The following is a 15,919-nucleotide window of genomic DNA, read 5'->3' as shown; positions in this document are numbered from 1 at the left end:
TCGGTCACTTTGCCCGTTGCAGACTGCATGGGTTGGGCTCACTCCGCTGCTTTTAAAAAGCGCTCCATCTCACCCCACAAAAAAGCAGGCTCATCCAGTTGGATGAAATGCCGAGCCTTGGGGGCAAAAATGACATGGTGATTCGGAATCTTGGCCACTTGAGTCCGGTAGTTTTCCTCCATCTGTTTCTTCTGCTCAGGGGGCGTCGCCATTGCTGTGGCCGCCACGAGGAGCACCGGCACCCGAATCGCCGAAACCCGAGGCCGCAGATCCACGCTCATGAGTTCATGCAAAGCCTGTCCCACTGCCTGGGTATCCGATTTCGCACTGCTCTCTGCCATCCTGTCAAAATCTGCGTCTCCTGTCACCATACCCCTCAGCGTCATCCTCAGCCCAAACTCGAACTGCCCGGCCGTCTGAGTCTTGTACAAGGATCGCATGCCCTTCGCCATCTCGCGCATGGATTCCGGCGTGGCTGTCGGGTTCAGCAAAGCAGGGAAAAAGGGCACGCCATCCACAGCAATCACCGGCCCCACCTCTTCCTGAAATGTCGCTCCAAGCCAGAAGGCCATAAAAGCCCCCAGGCTGTGCCCCACGATGACGGGACGTTGCAGCCCCTTGTCCCGGATGTATTGGCCCAGGGCATCACGCACTGCCTCCAGCATCGGCTCACGCCCCGCCGCAGGCTGCCCTGCGAAACCGGCCAGGGTCACCACATGGCACTCATAGCGGTCTTTAAAATGAGCCACCGTCCCATCCCACACATTGCCTCCGCAGCTCAGTCCGGGGATCAGAATCATCGGCCTGCCACTCCCGGTCACCGTCACCGCAAACAGCGGCTTCTTCTCTTGGCCGGGGGCTACCTCTTCAGCATGGCCGCTCAGCGTCAGGGTCCACAACAGCAGCATCGTCAAGGGAAGGGGAATGTTCATGGCAATCACAGCAAGACCGACATCCTACCCCAAACAGCCGCCGGATGGCCATCCCATACCCACAAACGAGGCGGATTTATCCCCCCAGGGCCTCCGCAACATCCCCCAACTTTTTTCGCGACTTAGCTCCAAAGGGGGACTCTGGCCCTTGCGCCCGCCATCCTCGTCCCCGAAATTGTCAGGCAATCAGACGCCCGGCTCATTCACAGGGCAGGGGACTTTTCTTCGATGTCACGATGCCGCGCCCAATTTCAATTTCCGAAAAAGAGATCGAGTGGCTGCCTCCAGAGTCTCGTGTGCTTTGCCTCCGTGGCCCGCATCTCAGTTCAGCTTTATCGAGGCCAGAATGTCATCCCCCAAACCTCCCCACCATACCCGGATGGGGATTTGATGGGGAAAGTTGTCCCCATATTAAGCTGTTGGTTTCCAATCGTTTACATCAAATGATCCCCAAATGGGGAAATTTCTACAACGTCCCCATCCCCACGTCTGAATCCGTTCTGCTCTCTCGGAAAACCGGAAATCCGCTGTCATATATTCTGCACGAACGTCATTCCCCTTGCACCCCACCCACCTCCGCGCCATCTCAGGTGAACCGTCCTGCCACCACCCTTGTCTGATCCAGAGAATCAACGCACACTCGTAGCCATACCTGCCCGCTGGGGATCCACCCGATTCCCAGGCAAGATGCTCCACCTCATCGCCGGAAAGCCGCTGGTGCAGCATGTATGGGAACGCTGCCAAGACTGCCGCGAGGTGGATGACATCATCATCGCTACGGACGATGAGCGCATCGCTGAGGCCGCTGCCGCTTTTGGTGCCAAAGCCGTGCTGACTTCGCCCGATCATCCCAGCGGGACCGACCGCATCGCCGAAGCCGCACGTTCTTTCCCGGATCACCGCACCATCATCAATGTGCAGGGCGATGAACCTCTGATCTCCCCGGCCCTCATTGATGAGCTGGCCGTCGTTCTCCGGCGCGAGCCGCAGGTGCGCATGATCACGGCTGCGGCCCCCATCCACGATGAGGCCCTCGTCACCGATCCCAACGTGGTCAAAGTCGTCTTCGACGTGAAAGGCGATTCTTTGTACTTCTCGCGTTCGCCTTTGCCGTACGTGCGCAATGCCAGCGCCGGCGCACGCCACTACCGCCATCTGGGCATCTACGGCTTCCAGCGCAGCTTCCTCTTCCAGTTCGTCGCCTGGCCGCCTTCGCGCCTGGAGCAGACCGAATCTCTGGAGCAGCTCCGCGCCGTCGAAAACGGCGTCCCTCTCCGCATCGTCCTGACCGACGACCTCTCGCCCGGTATTGACACTCCCGAGCAGGCCGCCGCCATCGAACAGCATTTCCTGACCACCCCCCCACTCTGACACCATGCCTAACACACTGCCGCAGAAGCCTATGAAATACATTTTCGTCACCGGAGGCGTCGTCAGCTCCCTTGGCAAAGGTCTGGCCGCGTCCGCCCTCGGCACGTTGCTGGAACTCCGTGGCCTCAAGGTCATCATGCAGAAGTTCGACCCGTACCTGAACATCGACCCGGGCACGATGAACCCCTATGAGCACGGCGAAGTGTACGTGCTCGATGACGGCGCTGAAACCGACCTCGACCTCGGGCATTACGAGCGCTTCACCCACACGAATCTCTCCCGCCTGAACAACCTCACCAGCGGTCAGGTTTACCAGAGCGTGCTCACCAAGGAGCGCGCTGGCAAGTATCAGGGCCGCACGGTCCAGGTCATCCCTCACGTCACCAACGAGATCAAGGAGCGCATCAAGGAAGTCGCCACCAAGATGACGGCGGATGTCATCATTACGGAGATCGGCGGCACTGTCGGCGACATTGAAGGCCTGCCATTCCTGGAGGCCATCCGTCAGTTTGGCCATGAGATCGGTCAGGGCAATGTTCTCTTCATCCACGCCACCCTCGTTCCTTACATCAAGGCCGCTCAGGAACTCAAGACCAAGCCTACCCAGCAGTCCATCGCCAAGCTGCGTGAGATCGGGATTGCCCCGCACATCATCCTCTGCCGTACGGAGCACCCCCTGGAACTGGACGTTCGGGAAAAAATCTCCCTCTTTGGCAACGTCCCGATCGAAGACGTCATCGAAGTCCGCGATGTGAAACACAGCATCTACGAGGTGCCTCTGAAGCTCCACGAAGAACGTCTGGATGACGTGGTCTGCAAGCAGCTCAATCTCCAGACTGAGCAACCCGACCTCAGCAAATGGCGCCATTTCGTTCAGCGCGTCATTCATCCCACCCATCACGTCCGCATCGGCGTCGTCGGCAAATACATCGAGCTTCAGGATGCCTACAAAAGCATTTATGAAGCCCTCACCCACGCAGGTGCGGCCAATGACTGCAAGGTGGACATCGTCCGTGTGGACGCTGAAGCCATCGAGAAGGCCGGACCTGACATCTACCTCAACGGCCTTCAGGGCATCCTCATTCCCGGCGGCTTTGGCGACCGTGGCACCGAGGGCAAAATCGCCGCCACGGGTTATGCCCGCCGCGTTGGCATTCCCTTCTTCGGCATCTGCCTAGGCATGCAGATCGCCGTCATCGAGTACGCCCGCAACGTCTGCGGCCTGAAGGATGCCAACAGCACCGAGTTCGACAAAGGCACTGCTGCCCCTGTCATCAGCATGATGGAAGAGCAGAAGAAGGTGAAGCAGCTCGGCGGCACCATGCGCCTGGGCAGTTGGGTCACCCAGCTCACTCCGGGCTCCAAGGTTCATGAGCTTTATCAGGAAGAAGTCATCAGCGAACGCCATCGCCATCGCTACGAGGTCAACGATGACTACAAGGAACAGCTTGAGACCAACGGCCTTGTCATCAGCGGCGTCTCCCAGAAGGGCGAACTTGCTGAGACCATCGAGCTGCCCGGTCATCCCTTCTTTGTGGCCTGCCAGTTCCACCCTGAATTCAGCAGCAAGCCGAACGATCCGCATCCGATCTTCAACGGCTTCGTCAAGGCGGCCCTTCTGCATCACAGCACGCCGGAGCCCCTCTGCTAACTTACTCGCCTCTGCGGCCATCACCTCCCGGTGATGGCCGTTTTCTTTTCTCCTCCATTCAGCCGACAACCCAGCCTCGGAAGATTCATCTCAAGTCTTTTGTCCGGTTTCCCGGCCAGCCTGGGGATAGGAAAACCTGACTGCTTCCCTTCTGCCATGATCCGTTTCCTTCTCCTCACTCTTTGCCTGTTGTCCATCGCCCAGGCTCAGTTGCCGCTGGAACTGACCCCTGGCACGCGCATCGCCTTCATCGGTAATTCGCTCTTCGACCGCATGCGCGATGACGGCAGCTTCGAGGCTCTGCTGCATCAGCGTTTCCCGCAGCATCATCTCATCGTCCGCAACCTCGCCTGGAGCGCTGATGAGGTGGCCTTGCGTCCGCGCCCGGATGCTTTTGGCGATTTGAACCAGCATCTCACCGAGCACCAGGCCGATGTCATCTTCGCCGCCTTTGGCTTCAATGAATCCTTCAAGGGAGACAAGGGCCTGGCTGAGTTTGAAACCTTGCTCAAGGCCTTCCTCATCGAACTGAAAAGCCATCGCTACAATGGCACATCGGCCCCGCGCATTGTCCTCGTTTCCCCCACCCCGGCAGAGAAACCACACGGGCATCTGAATGGCCAGATCCAAAGCTATGCCAAGGCCATGCAGAAGGTGGCGCAGGCGGAGAACGTTGGCTTTGCGGATGTCTCAAAGAGTGCGGTGCTCCTGGCCTCATCGCCTCAAAGCCCGGTCACCATCAATGGCGTTCACCTCAACGCCCAGGGTTATCGCCTTTTCGCCGAAGACCTTTTCCGCGCCACGTTTGATGAGACCGCCCCCACGCTCAACGAAGGCCTGCGTGTCGCCGTGGTGGAAAAGGAGACCAAGTTCTTCCAGTACTATCGCCCGCTGAACTACTACTACATCAAAGGTGGTCGTGCCGAGCCTTATGGTGTGGTCAACTTCCCAGGTGAATTGGAGAAGCTGAAGCAAATGGTCGGCAATCGGGATCAGCTCATATGGGACATCGCCACAGGTAAAAAGTTGGTTAGGCAGCAGGCGGTCTCCCCAGCGGTTTCCGCCCTGGTGGATGACTCCAACACCCGGCCTCTGCCCAGCATCACCGGGGACCGGCCCGTGAACGAATGGCTGAGTGCCGCCGATGAGCTGAAGGCCTTCAAGATTGATCCCCGCTTTGAAGTCACCTGCTTTGCCAGCGAGGAAGACTTCCCGGATTTCGTCAAGCCCATCGCCATGCGTTTTGATGCCAAAGGCCGCCTGTGGGTGAGCACCAGCACCACCTACCCGCAGATTCTCCCCGGCCAGGAGCCTGAGGACAAGATCCTCATCCTCGAAGACACCAACCAGGATGGCAAGGCGGACAAATGCAGCGTCTGGGCGGACAAGCTGCACATCCCGCTCAGCTTCGAGCTTGGCCACGGTGGCGTCTATGTCTCCGACCAGCCTAACCTGACGTTCCTCAAGGACACCGATGGCGATGGCAAGGCCGATCACCGTGAAAAGCTGCTCACCGGCTTTGGCACTGAGGATAGCCATCACTCCCTGCATGACTTTGTCTGGAGCCCCGAGGGCGACCTCATCTTCCGTGAGAGCATCTTCCATCACAGCCAAGTGGAGACGCCCTATGGTCCCGTCCGCGCCCGCGATAGCAGCTTCTTCCGCTACACCCCCGGCACAGGCAAGCTGCTGGCCTTTGGTGGTTACATGAGCACGAACCCCTGGGGCATTACCTTCGACGACTGGGGTTTTCACGTCGGCAGCCATCCCGTCTTTGCCAGTGCCGTGCATGCGCTGAATGCGCCTTATCCCGATATCCATGTCCCTGCGGGCAGCTACATTCCCGCTTACAGCGGCACCTGCGGCCAGGAGTTTCTCAGCAGCAGCCACTGGCCTGAAGGACTGCGTAAAAAGCACTTCATGCGCGTCCGCTACAAGCCCACCAACGAAGTGGAACTGCATGAATGGGTGGAGCACGACACCCACTTTGAAGAGAAAAAAGTCGGCATCGTCTTCCAGTCCACCAACCTCAGCTTCATCCCTGTGGACATCCAGCAGGGGCCCGATGGTGCCATGTATGTGGCCGACTGGTACAATCCCGTCAAAGGCCACATGCAATACTCCCTGCGCGACACCCGCCGCGACAAAAAGAGCGGCCGCATCTGGCGCATCACCGCCAAAGGCCAACCCCTGGAGGAATCCCCGAAGATCGCCGGTACCAGCATTCCGGATCTGCTCGGCCTGCTGAAGAGCGAAAACTACCGTACCCGTTACCGGGCCAAGGTGGAGCTTTGGGAAAAAAGCTCGGCCGAAGTTTTGCCCAGGGTGACTGATGTCAAGGAACCGCCGCTTCACCAACTGCTCGAACTGTTCTGGGTGGTTTCACCTCACCTGCACGTCCAGCCTTTTCCTTGGCAGGTCATTGTCCAGCTTTCTGAGCAACCAGTACCAACGGCCCGGGCTGCTGCTGCCAGAGCTCTTCGTTTTGCGCCTGCAGCCACTCTTCAGTCTGAGCTTTTCGCCCGTCTGGCCAACGACAAATCTGGCCTCGTTCGCATGGAGGCTGCCATTGCCGCTAGCTACATTGGCACCCCTATGGCCCTCGAAGCAGGATTGGATCTGCTGAAGCATCCGATGGACAGCTATCTGACCTATGCCCTGCGGACATCCCTCGACAGCCACACGCTGCAGCCTCTGTGGAAAGGCAATACCGAGTTCATGGCGAAGCACCCTGAGCTGGTCGTCTTCCTCAAGGACTCTGAACCTAAAAAGCCGGCGGTGATGGCCAAGAAGAAGCTGGCCGAGAAAGCTGATCCCTTTGATGCCCAGCCTGGCCTTCAGATCATCACCATCAAGTCTGTGCCTGAGCGGCTGCTCTTTGACGTGCGTGAGTTCACCGTCAAGGCGGGCACTCCGGTGAAACTGACCTTCGAAAATCCGGATGTCACTCCGCATAATTTGTTAGTCGTGCAGCCGGGTGCTGCCGATGAGGTCGGGATGGCGGGCAATGAGATGGCCAAGCTACCCGACGGCATGGCCAAAGGCTTCATCCCTGACAGTCCGAAGATTCTGGAGAAGACCCGGATGCTGATGCAGAACGAGAGCCAGACGCTGCGCTTTAAGGCTCCAGCAGCTCCCGGGCGTTACCCCTACATCTGCACCTTCCCCGGTCACTGGCTGGTGATGAAAGGGGAGATGGTGGTGGAGTAGAGTCAGACAAGCTCCAGGGGATTTGATCGCCCGGCATCATTGGTTAGGCGCGGCGGGCGGCGACGATGATTTCATCGGCCTCGCCTTGCAGCATGTCCGTCCACAGCTTCTCACGGCTGGCCAGCTTGTCGGGAGACCAGCGGTTGCCGATACTGGTGGCATCCAGAAGCACGATGAGTTCCGCCTCGCGGTGCTGGCGGAAGAGCACTTGCTTCACATCCTGGACAAAGCGTCGCTGGACTTCCTGCTCGGGGGTGGTGGCCAAGTTGAAAATCATCACGGTCTTGCTGCCTGCGGGTTTCCAAGCGGCGGTAAAGTCATCTTCATCACCCAGGGGCACTTGAATCATTTCCGGCTCGATCATCGCGCCGAACCGTTCGCGCACGCCCCTGGCCCAGACTTCGCGGTGCATGGGGGTAGCATCCGTGGCATGGATGAGCACGTGGATCACCTCCTGGCCGCCTTCCACCGAGCGTAGGGTCCGCTTCAGATAAGAACGCCAGCCCAGGCTGCGCACACGCTTTTGCAAGATCTGACGGGCCCGCCAGACGGCCAGCCCTGCCAGTCCAAAGCGTGGCAGCATGATGAGCAGGAACAGGGTGCCCGCATACAGATGGATCCAAGGCAAAGCCAGTGCCGGGGCCTGGGTGACGCCCCCGGTGCGGTGCATGGCAGGAAGGGCCTCCAAGGGAAGCTGAAGCTTCAAAGCTGAAGATGCAGGACCGAAGAGCGTGCCAAAGAATTTTTGGGCTCCAGAGTCCGAGAGCAGGGTGCTTTCCCACACGGCCCGGTATTCATGAGACCAGCCGCGTGCGTAAAGGCCGATGATGCTGCCGAGTGCCAGCAGGGCTGCGGCCAGATGCATCCAGGCCCGCAGCCTGCGCTGCAGCCGCTCCATGGCCGGGGCATTGGCCAGCAGGCCAAAACGCTGGTCCACGGTGAGGCCGGTGAGGGTCTCGCCTTCGGCAGGGCTGTCATGGCCCACGGGTGACACCACCTGGGCCAGCCATTCCATAAAACGGCTGCCACCCCCGGCACGCGGAGCGGGCAAGAGCTCCCAAACCAAGGACAGCACCATGATGACCGCATTCCACAGGAGAACGCCGACGAGGGGCAGGGCGAGGAGGTTGAACTCCGCCTGCTGGCCGAGACCCGACAAAAAATAACCCGCCACCAAGGCAATGCCCCAGCCAGCAAGAGCCCAGGACCAGCGGCCCTGCACGGTGACAAGACGCTCCATCACCCGCACGAGAGATCCGCTCCAGCCGACGACTTCACGCTCCAGCCACTGGGTGCGTTTGTGCAGAAAGGAGATCTCACGTGAGCTTATGGGCTCGCCATTCACTCCGTCGGAAGTCAGCCCACCCCGGGTGCGGGCGGTGGCTTGACGGCGGCGTTCTTCGGAAAGGATCGCCCCATCGGGATCTCCTTCCTCCAGAGCGCGCCAGCGCAGGATGCTCTGCCAGTCATTCCAGTCCATGAGCATTCAGTTCAGCCATGTTTCAGCCTTACGTCTTTGATGCCGGAGTTCTTCAGGGTCTCCTTCAGCCGTTTCAGAATGCGTGGGCGCTCCATCATGAGGGCATGGTGGACAGTGGGCTGCAGCACCCGCACCATCAGGACACCGCGCTGGATGGAGTCTGGCCTGGAGTGCTGATACAGAAAGTCGCCCACGATTTCCTTCCATGCGCCGAGCACTTCCTCGAGCTTCATGCGGTCGCCAATGCCAGCCTGGGCGACAATGGGACCGATGAGGTCGGCGACGGATTTCAGCGGCACGTCCAGGATGGGACCGCCATCCATTCCCCGCCACGCCGAAATCAGGGCGTGCCTGCGGCGCTGGGCAGCGGTGGGGAGGCGGTTGGACATGCGCCCAAAGATGCGCGGGAGTGGCAGGAAATGCGAGTGAGAAATGTGCTCGAACGCAATGTTTCAGGCCCGGAGAATGAGCCCATCCAGATCAGGTCCGGTCGCCGATTTATTCTTTCTTCGGCGGGTGTTGCCTGCTTAGGTCCCGGCTTTCCGTCCCTCAAAAGGAAGTTGGAGCGCATTTATAGGGCTGGAAGCGGGTGTTCAGGATGCGTTCTTAGCCCACCCTCCCTGCTTGCCAAGTCGCGTATCCTCTCCAAAGTAGACGGCCCGACCGCCACGCCCCATTGCGACGCGGCGGTCTTTCTGTCATTCCCTTTCTGTTATGTTCGAGTGGATCATCAAAAAAATCATCGGCACCAAAAACCAGCGTACTGTGAAGCGCTTGCAACCGGTTGTGGCCGAGATCAACCGGATCGAAGCCCAGCTTCAAAACGAATCTGATGACGCCTTGCGCGAACGTTGCGCCAAATGGAAAGCCCAGTTCCGCGCGTTTCACACGCCCCATTTCCTGGGCGGGGTTTCGCTGCGCATTGCCGATGAAGAAACTGTCGAAGCCTGCCTGCGCCATGTGGAAGGTTATTTCACGGCGCTGAAGCCTCACTTTCCATCCCTGGATGCCAGCTATCTGGCAGAAAGCGCCTGGAACGGTGCCTCCATCGAAGACAAAAAGGCCCGCATCGACAAGGCCCGCGACGCCTGGAACGAGATCCAACCGAAGTTTGCCAACATCATCTCCAAGATCCTCAACGACATCCTGCCGGAAGTCTATGCGGTGGTGAAAAGCGCGGCCCGCCGTCTGGTCGGTCAGGAGCACATCGTCTGCGACACGCCGCTGAAATGGAACATGGTGCACTTTGATGTGCAGCTCATTGGCGGCATTGCCCTGCATCGTGGCATGATCGCCGAAATGGCCACCGGTGAGGGCAAGACCCTCGTTGGAACCCTGCCAGTCGCGCTGAATGCGCTGACGGGTCGTGGGGTGCACGTCATCACCGTCAATGATTACCTAGCCCGTCGTGACTCGGAGTGGATGGGTTACCTCTACAAGTTTCTCGGTCTCACCGTGGGCTGCCTCCAAAACGACCAGCCGAGCCACATCCGCCGCGACCAGTACCAGTGCGACATCACCTATGGGGTGAATAGCGAGTTCGGTTTTGATTACCTGCGTGACAACGGCATGGCCTCTAGCAAGGAGCAGCAGGTGCAGCGCGGCCACTACTTCGCCATTGTGGACGAAGTGGACTCCGTGCTCATTGATGAAGCCCGCACGCCGCTCATCATCAGCGGCCCGGTGGCCGGAGCTGAGAGTACGCACCAGTATGAGCGCTACAAGCCGCTGGTTGAACAGTTGGTTAGACGTCAGAACACCCTTTGCAACGGCCTGGTCACCGAGGCCAAGGAAGACGCCAAAAAGGGCGATCTGGAGTTGGCGGGTCGCAAGCTGTACCAGTGCCGTCTGGGCCAGCCGAAGAACCGTGCGCTGATGCGCTGCATGGAAGATCCCGAGCTTCGCCGCGCCTTGGAGAAGGCCGAGCTGAAGATGTATGAGGACACCCAGAAGAAGGATCTCTTTGAACTGAAGGAAGGCCTGTACTTTTCCATCGAAGAAAAGAGCCACGATGCTGACCTCAGCGAAATGGGCCGCAATTTCCTGAGCCCTGACGAGCCGGACGCCTTCGTGCTGCCCGACCTCGCCACGCTGTATTCTGACATTGATGGCGATGCCTCCCTGACGGAAGCCCAAAAGTTGCAGAAGAAGAATGAACTTCAGGACCGCCTCTCCCACCAGGGGCAGCGCATCCACCAGATCAGCCAGCTTCTGCGTGCCTACTGCCTCTATGAGAAGGACGTGGAGTACGTTGTTGAGGAGAACAAGGTGGTCATCGTGGACGAGCAGACGGGCCGCAAGATGGCGGGCCGCCGCTGGAGCGATGGCCTGCATCAGGCTGTGGAAGCTAAGGAAGGTGTGCAGATCGATGCCGAGACTCAGACCCTGGCCACCATCACGATTCAGAACTACTTCCGCCTTTATGAAAAGCTGGGTGGCATGACGGGCACCGCTGAAACGGATGCCTCCGAATTCCATGACATCTATGGTCTGGACGTGCTGACGATCCCGACTAACCGTCTGGTGAAGCGCCTGGATCAGAACGACAGCATCTACAAGACGCGCCGTGAGAAGTACAATGCCGTGATCGAGATGATCCGCGAGCGCCATGCGAAGGGTCAGCCCCTGCTGGTGGGCACCGCCAGTGTGGAAGCTTCCGAAACCGTGAGCCGCATGCTGAAGCTGCAGAAGATTCCGCACGCGGTGCTGAATGCGAAGTATCACCGCCAGGAGGCCGAGATCGTGGCCCGTGCGGGTCAAAAAGGTTCCGTGACCATTTCCACCAACATGGCTGGCCGTGGTACCGACATCAAGCTGGGCGAAGGCGTGTCTGAACTGGGCGGCCTGATGGTGCTGGCCACGGAGCGTCACGAATCCCGCCGGGTGGACCGGCAGTTGCGCGGTCGTTGTGCCCGTCAGGGTGACCCGGGCGAGAGCAAGTTTTTCCTCAGCTTTGAGGATGAGCTGATGCGCAACTTTGGCGCGGCGGACCGGATGACCAAGATCATGGAACGCTTTGGCATGGCTGAAGGCGAAGAGCTGCAGCACCCTTGGCTGAACCGCTCCGTCGAGACGGCCCAGAAGCGTGTGGAGCAGCGCAACTACACCTGGCGCAAGCGCGTGCTGGAGTATGACGATGTGATGAACCAGCAGCGCGAAGTCATCTATGAATGGCGCAATGACGTGCTGGAAAGCAACGATCCCCGCCTGCTCATCAATGAAGCGGTGGAGAAAGGCCTGAAGGAACGCCTGGAGGAATTCCTGCCGAAAGACCGTGGCAGCGACATGGAGCCCGATTATGAAAATCTACTCCAGTGGATCAACACCACGGTGCCGATCGGCCTGCGTGAGTTTGACGAAGAGTTCAAGGCGATGGACTTTGATGGCCAGTGCGTATGGCTGCAGGGCAAGATCCTGGGTGCCTATGATGTGAAGGTGGGCGGGGCCAATCCGCAGGCCCTCCAGGAGATCGAGAAGATGATCCTCCTCAACGCCATTGACCGTCTGTGGCAGGAGCACCTGTATGCGCTGGATGCCCTCAAGGAAGGCATCAGCCTGCGCAGCTACGGACAGAAAGATCCGCTCATCGAATTCAAGCAGGAAGCCTTCACGATCTTTGCTGAACTGATGCGCAACATCAATGGCGAGGTGCTGGGCAACCTGTTCCGCAGTACGCAGCAACTGGCCGCGTTTGAGCAGTTCCTGGCGCAGATCGCCATGATGCAGCAGCAGCAGGGCAATGGCATCCAGATCCAAGATGGCAATCTGGTGATCCAGCAGCCTCAGGCACGGCCTGCCCCTGAGCCCGAGCCTGAAAAGCCGAAGCCGCACAATCCCGGTGCCGATGGTCCGAAGCTGATCCTCCCCGGCATGGTGCCGCAGAGAAAGCCTCTGGCCAATGTGGGCCGCAATGACTCCTGCCCCTGCGGCAGTGGCAAAAAGTTCAAGAACTGCTGCGGTCGGACGGCTTAATTCCTCCGTATCCTTTTACCATAGCCCAGCCCATGAACGAAGACGCCCTCCAGTCCGCCCTTTCCAATCCGCAGAACCTTGGCGAAATGCCGGATGCGGATGCGGTGGGGACCGTGGGCTCTCCCGACTGCGGGGACATGGTGCGCATGTGGCTGAAGTACAAGGAAAAGGATGGCAAGAAGGTGATCGACAAGGCCAGCTTTCAAAGCTTCGGCTGTCAGACGGCCATTGCAGTGGCCAGCCTGGCGACGGAGCTCATCCGGGGCAAAACGAAGGAGGAGGCTCTGCAAATGAGCGCCGCCGAACTGAGCGCCCCTCTGGGAGCACTGCCGCCGATGAAGATTCACTGTGGGCAGATGGTGGAAGGGGCGCTGAAGGCGGCCCTGGAAGCGGAATCAGCCGTGGCGACGACTCCTGCTGCTGCGACTGCGCCCACTGGTCCTACCTTGATGGATAGCCTGGCTGATGCGGGCAAGACTGCCGGGAAGATCAAGATCGTGCTGCAGCCGTCGTGAGGGCCGATGGGTGAGGGGAGGCTGATGGGAACCTGAACGCGGAAGGCTGAGTTGGGTTTTTGAGGTCCCTTCGGAATGGCGGGCGAAGTGTAATACGATTTAGCGAGATGGATTGGTGAAATTGCGGTCGTTCGGGCGTCGCGCTGCGACGCGATGAGTGAAGTCGGTGCGAGGGACAAAACCGCGCCTTGAAAGGCGCGGCTAAGATACGGACGCCGCTCTGCGGCTGGGGAGAGGTATCGGGATGCGTATCAGGCCCAAGAGGCCTGAAGCTTGCATTGTAGCTAAATCGTATAACATGTTTTCGAGATGGCGACGCTTTTGGTTATGCCATCGCAGATTTAGAATGCCGCTTTTGTGGAGCGTGGAGGTGTGGATTATTTAAGCTTCGACAGCCCCTCACCCCTGGCCCTTTCGCTTCGCGGCTTCGCAACCCCAGTTCCTAGGGCGAGGGGGATGTTTTTTTTGGCCTTCTTTTGTCGAGACCATGAGACCTTTTTCGCGTCTTTGTGAGATGCGGAATGGAATCAGAGGCGGGAGTTTTAGCGAGCTAAAGCTCTTTAGTACTTTGGCTTTGCCGAGTTGGCTGGTCAGCCTTTGCCTTGTGATTCTTCCTTTGGCTCTTATGAGGTCAGGCAGGTTTGGAGGATGGCCTCCTGCTGGCGGGTCATTTCGGCGGCTTCTTCGGGGTCGTGATCGTCCCAGCCGCCGAGGTGCATGAGGCCGTGAATCATGTAGAGGGCGAGCTCCGGGTTGAGGGGCTGGCCGTGGTCGCTGCCTTGGCGGAGGGCGGTGTCTGCACTGACGAGGATTTCACCGTGGTGAAAGGTGATGACGTCGGTGGGGGTGGGGTCATCCAGGAACTCGGCATGGACGACGGCGATCTCTTCATCAGAGACGATGGTGAATTCGATCTCTTCCAGTTCGTGAAGCGGGGCCTCGGGGGATCTGGCCGCAGCGAGGCAGTGGGGCAGGGCGGCCTTGACGATGCGGCGCAGCCAGGGCAGATCGGGACGGTGCGTCTTTTGGCGGTTGTACAGCAACAGTTTGGCCATCATGCAGCGGAGGCTGGCGGCTTGCGTGCCGGGCGTTTTTTCTCGTTGCCTGCGCCAGTGGCGTAAGGGTTGTCGGTGATGAGCGTCATGCCATCATGGACGGGTGTGGTGGCGGCGATGTCTTTGGTGATGACGTGGGTGGTCGGGCTTTCAGTGCCCTTCTGGTACTTGATGCGGCTGTGCATCATGCTGAGGAGGGTTTTGACAAAGCTGGCTTTCACCTTGGCGAGCTCGGCGATGGTGAGGTCGCATTCGTCGAGCTGACCGTCCTTCATGCGGTCCTGCACGAGTTCATCCACGAGGCCTTCGATGCGGGACGCATTGGGTTTTTCAAGGGCGCGTGAGGCGCTTTCGACGGCATCGGCCAGGGAGATGATGGCGGATTCTTTGAACTGAGGGGTGGGGCCGGGGTAGCGGAAGACTTCTTCGCTGACCTGGGGGACGTCGTCTTCCTTGGATTTGCCCTGCTCGACCAGGCGGATCATTTCGGCCTTCTGATCGAGGGCGCGTTTGTAGAAATACCAGGCTAGGGAGGTGCCGTGGTGCTGCTCGATGACGTCGATGATGCTGACGTTGAGCTTGTGCTTGATGGCGAGGTCCACACCGTCCTTCACATGGGCGATGAGGATGAGGGCGCTCATGCGGGCGGTGAGGTCATCGTGCGGATTGTCCGCAGGGTCCATGTTTTCGATGAAGTACTCGGGCTTGGTGAGTTTGCCGATGTCATGGAAGTAGGCGCAGACGCGGGTCATGGCGGCATTGGCGCCAATGGATTCCGCGGCGGCCTCCGAGAGATTGGCGACGACGAGGCTGTGGTGATAGGTGCCGGGGGCCTCGATGCTGAGGCGCTTCATGAGGGGGTGGTTGAGGTCGGCAAGCTCGAGCCAGGAGACTTCGGTGGTGACGCCAAAGAGAGTTTCGATAACCGGGAGGAGACCACCCACAAGGAGGCCGGTGAGAATGCCCATGACAAAGGGGACGCCGAGGACACGACCGATGGAGACGCCGCCGAGGCCCGTGCCGGAAGCCTCGTATAGAAGCAGTGAAAAGACGGCTGCGACGACGCCGATGTAGAGGCCGGCCATGAAGAGGCGGTTGCGGCGGCGGACTCGCTTGGTGAAGAGGACCACGAGGAACCCGATGAGGGAGGATGAGGCGAGGTAGGTGATGGGGTTCACCGCGACGCAGACGATGGTCCCGAGCAGGGTGGAGTAGATGGCGGCGAAGAGCCCCATTTTACGACCGAGGATGACGGAGAGCACCAGCGGTGCAAAGGCATGCGGCATGGCGACGACGAGGAGCGCGCCGGTCCAGCTCTGCTGATTGCCGTAATCCAGCATGGCCACATTGGCGGCCATCTGCAGGAGGATGGTGCCAAGAACGAGGGCGAGCTCGGCATTGTCCTCAACGTCTTCGGTGAGGGCGACCCGGAGATGAACGACCAGGGCGGAGGCGATGGCCGCCATGCAAAGGTAAGCGATGGGCTGGGGGGTGACGGTACCAGGGATGACCGCCGCGCCCATCTTCATGAGGATGCCGAGGGCGATGAAGAAGCCGACGTAAACAGCGATGGTGGCCGCACGATGGGTGCGGAGTTCATCCACGAGGTCGCCTTCCTGATGTTTGAGGCGCTTCTTCCCACAAGAAAGCCCAGCTCGTTGCAATTTGGCCCGGCGAATGGATTCAAACATGAGTGGGATTTTCGAGAAGTATTAGCGGAATGCTAACACACT

General features: G+C 59.5%; 10 protein-coding genes. 5 read left to right on the top strand and 5 right to left on the bottom strand.

Translation table 11 applies throughout. The features are described 5' to 3' along the window. Positions 1-38: 38 nt before the first annotated feature. Positions 39-932, bottom strand: coding sequence for an alpha/beta fold hydrolase (locus ABEB25_RS17540; RefSeq protein WP_345737731.1), 894 nt, complete (start codon positions 930-932; stop codon positions 39-41). 612 nt (positions 933-1,544) lie between these two features. On the opposite strand from ABEB25_RS17540, the gene kdsB reads away from it, so the two are divergent. The 3 genes from kdsB (at position 1,545) to ABEB25_RS17525 (ending at position 7,164) form a co-directional block, all read left to right on the top strand. Then, on the top strand, positions 1,545-2,303 hold the full coding sequence (gene kdsB, locus ABEB25_RS17535) for a 3-deoxy-manno-octulosonate cytidylyltransferase (protein WP_345737730.1): 759 nt from the start codon (positions 1,545-1,547) through the stop codon (positions 2,301-2,303). A 31-nt stretch (positions 2,304-2,334) separates the two neighbouring features. After that, positions 2,335-3,954, top strand: coding sequence for a CTP synthase (gene pyrG, locus ABEB25_RS17530; protein WP_345737729.1), 1,620 nt, complete (start codon positions 2,335-2,337; stop codon positions 3,952-3,954). Positions 3,955-4,110: 156 nt separating this feature from the next. Then, on the top strand, positions 4,111-7,164 hold the full coding sequence (locus tag ABEB25_RS17525; RefSeq protein WP_345737728.1) for a PVC-type heme-binding CxxCH protein: 3,054 nt from the start codon (positions 4,111-4,113) through the stop codon (positions 7,162-7,164). A 43-nt stretch (positions 7,165-7,207) separates the two neighbouring features. Here the strand turns inward: ABEB25_RS17525 and ABEB25_RS17520 are convergent, their stop codons facing one another. Both ABEB25_RS17520 and ABEB25_RS17515 read right to left on the bottom strand, forming a co-directional pair. Continuing rightward, a complete protein-coding gene (locus ABEB25_RS17520; protein ID WP_345737727.1) occupies positions 7,208-8,644 on the bottom strand; it encodes a DUF2868 domain-containing protein in 1,437 nt (478 codons plus the stop codon). An 11-nt stretch (positions 8,645-8,655) separates the two neighbouring features. Next, positions 8,656-9,033 carry a DciA family protein gene (locus ABEB25_RS17515; protein WP_345737726.1) on the bottom strand — a complete coding sequence of 126 codons (378 nt, stop codon included), beginning with the start codon at positions 9,031-9,033 and terminating at the stop codon, positions 8,656-8,658. A gap of 325 nt (positions 9,034-9,358) precedes the next feature. Here ABEB25_RS17515 and secA point away from each other — a divergent pair, with 325 nt between their 5' ends. Together secA and ABEB25_RS17505 are read left to right on the top strand one after the other, a co-directional pair. Then, positions 9,359-12,616: a preprotein translocase subunit SecA gene (gene secA / locus ABEB25_RS17510; protein WP_345737725.1), complete on the top strand. Its 3,258-nt coding sequence runs from the start codon at positions 9,359-9,361 to the stop codon at positions 12,614-12,616. A gap of 32 nt (positions 12,617-12,648) precedes the next feature. Beyond that, positions 12,649-13,131, top strand: a complete 483-nt coding sequence (locus ABEB25_RS17505) for an iron-sulfur cluster assembly scaffold protein (RefSeq protein ID WP_345737724.1) — start codon at positions 12,649-12,651, stop codon at positions 13,129-13,131. 623 nt (positions 13,132-13,754) lie between these two features. Here the strand turns inward: ABEB25_RS17505 and ybeY are convergent. Beyond that, complete coding sequence (ybeY, locus tag ABEB25_RS17500; RefSeq protein WP_345737723.1) at positions 13,755-14,189, bottom strand: rRNA maturation RNase YbeY; 435 nt, start codon at positions 14,187-14,189, stop codon at positions 13,755-13,757. Beyond that, a complete protein-coding gene (locus ABEB25_RS17495) occupies positions 14,186-15,877 on the bottom strand; it encodes an HD family phosphohydrolase (protein ID WP_345737722.1) in 1,692 nt (563 codons plus the stop codon). The genes ybeY and ABEB25_RS17495 overlap by 4 nt, the downstream gene beginning before the upstream one ends. Between the last annotated feature and the right edge of the window lie 42 nt (positions 15,878-15,919).

The organism is Prosthecobacter algae, assembly GCF_039542385.1.
In the GTDB taxonomy this organism is placed as follows: domain Bacteria; phylum Verrucomicrobiota; class Verrucomicrobiia; order Verrucomicrobiales; family Verrucomicrobiaceae; genus Prosthecobacter; species Prosthecobacter algae.
Note: the sequence above shows the minus strand (reverse complement) of the source record. Positions and strands in the feature narration are given on the sequence as shown.

What these genes read in the sequence shown, in the direction of transcription:
- ABEB25_RS17505 (WP_345737724.1), top strand. Translation starts at nt 12,649, where the DNA reads ATGAACGAAGACGCCCTCCAGTCCGCCCTTTCCAATCCGCAGAACCTT.
- ABEB25_RS17525 (WP_345737728.1), top strand. Translation starts at nt 4,111, where the DNA reads ATGATCCGTTTCCTTCTCCTCACTCTTTGCCTGTTGTCCATCGCCCAG.
- pyrG (WP_345737729.1), top strand. Translation starts at nt 2,335, where the DNA reads ATGAAATACATTTTCGTCACCGGAGGCGTCGTCAGCTCCCTTGGCAAA.
- ybeY (WP_345737723.1), bottom strand. Translation starts at nt 14,189, where the DNA reads ATGATGGCCAAACTGTTGCTGTACAACCGCCAAAAGACGCACCGTCCC.
- ABEB25_RS17540 (WP_345737731.1), bottom strand. Translation starts at nt 932, where the DNA reads ATGAACATTCCCCTTCCCTTGACGATGCTGCTGTTGTGGACCCTGACG.
- ABEB25_RS17515 (WP_345737726.1), bottom strand. Translation starts at nt 9,033, where the DNA reads ATGTCCAACCGCCTCCCCACCGCTGCCCAGCGCCGCAGGCACGCCCTG.
- ABEB25_RS17520 (WP_345737727.1), bottom strand. Translation starts at nt 8,644, where the DNA reads ATGGACTGGAATGACTGGCAGAGCATCCTGCGCTGGCGCGCTCTGGAG.
- secA (WP_345737725.1), top strand. Translation starts at nt 9,359, where the DNA reads ATGTTCGAGTGGATCATCAAAAAAATCATCGGCACCAAAAACCAGCGT.
- ABEB25_RS17495 (WP_345737722.1), bottom strand. Translation starts at nt 15,877, where the DNA reads ATGTTTGAATCCATTCGCCGGGCCAAATTGCAACGAGCTGGGCTTTCT.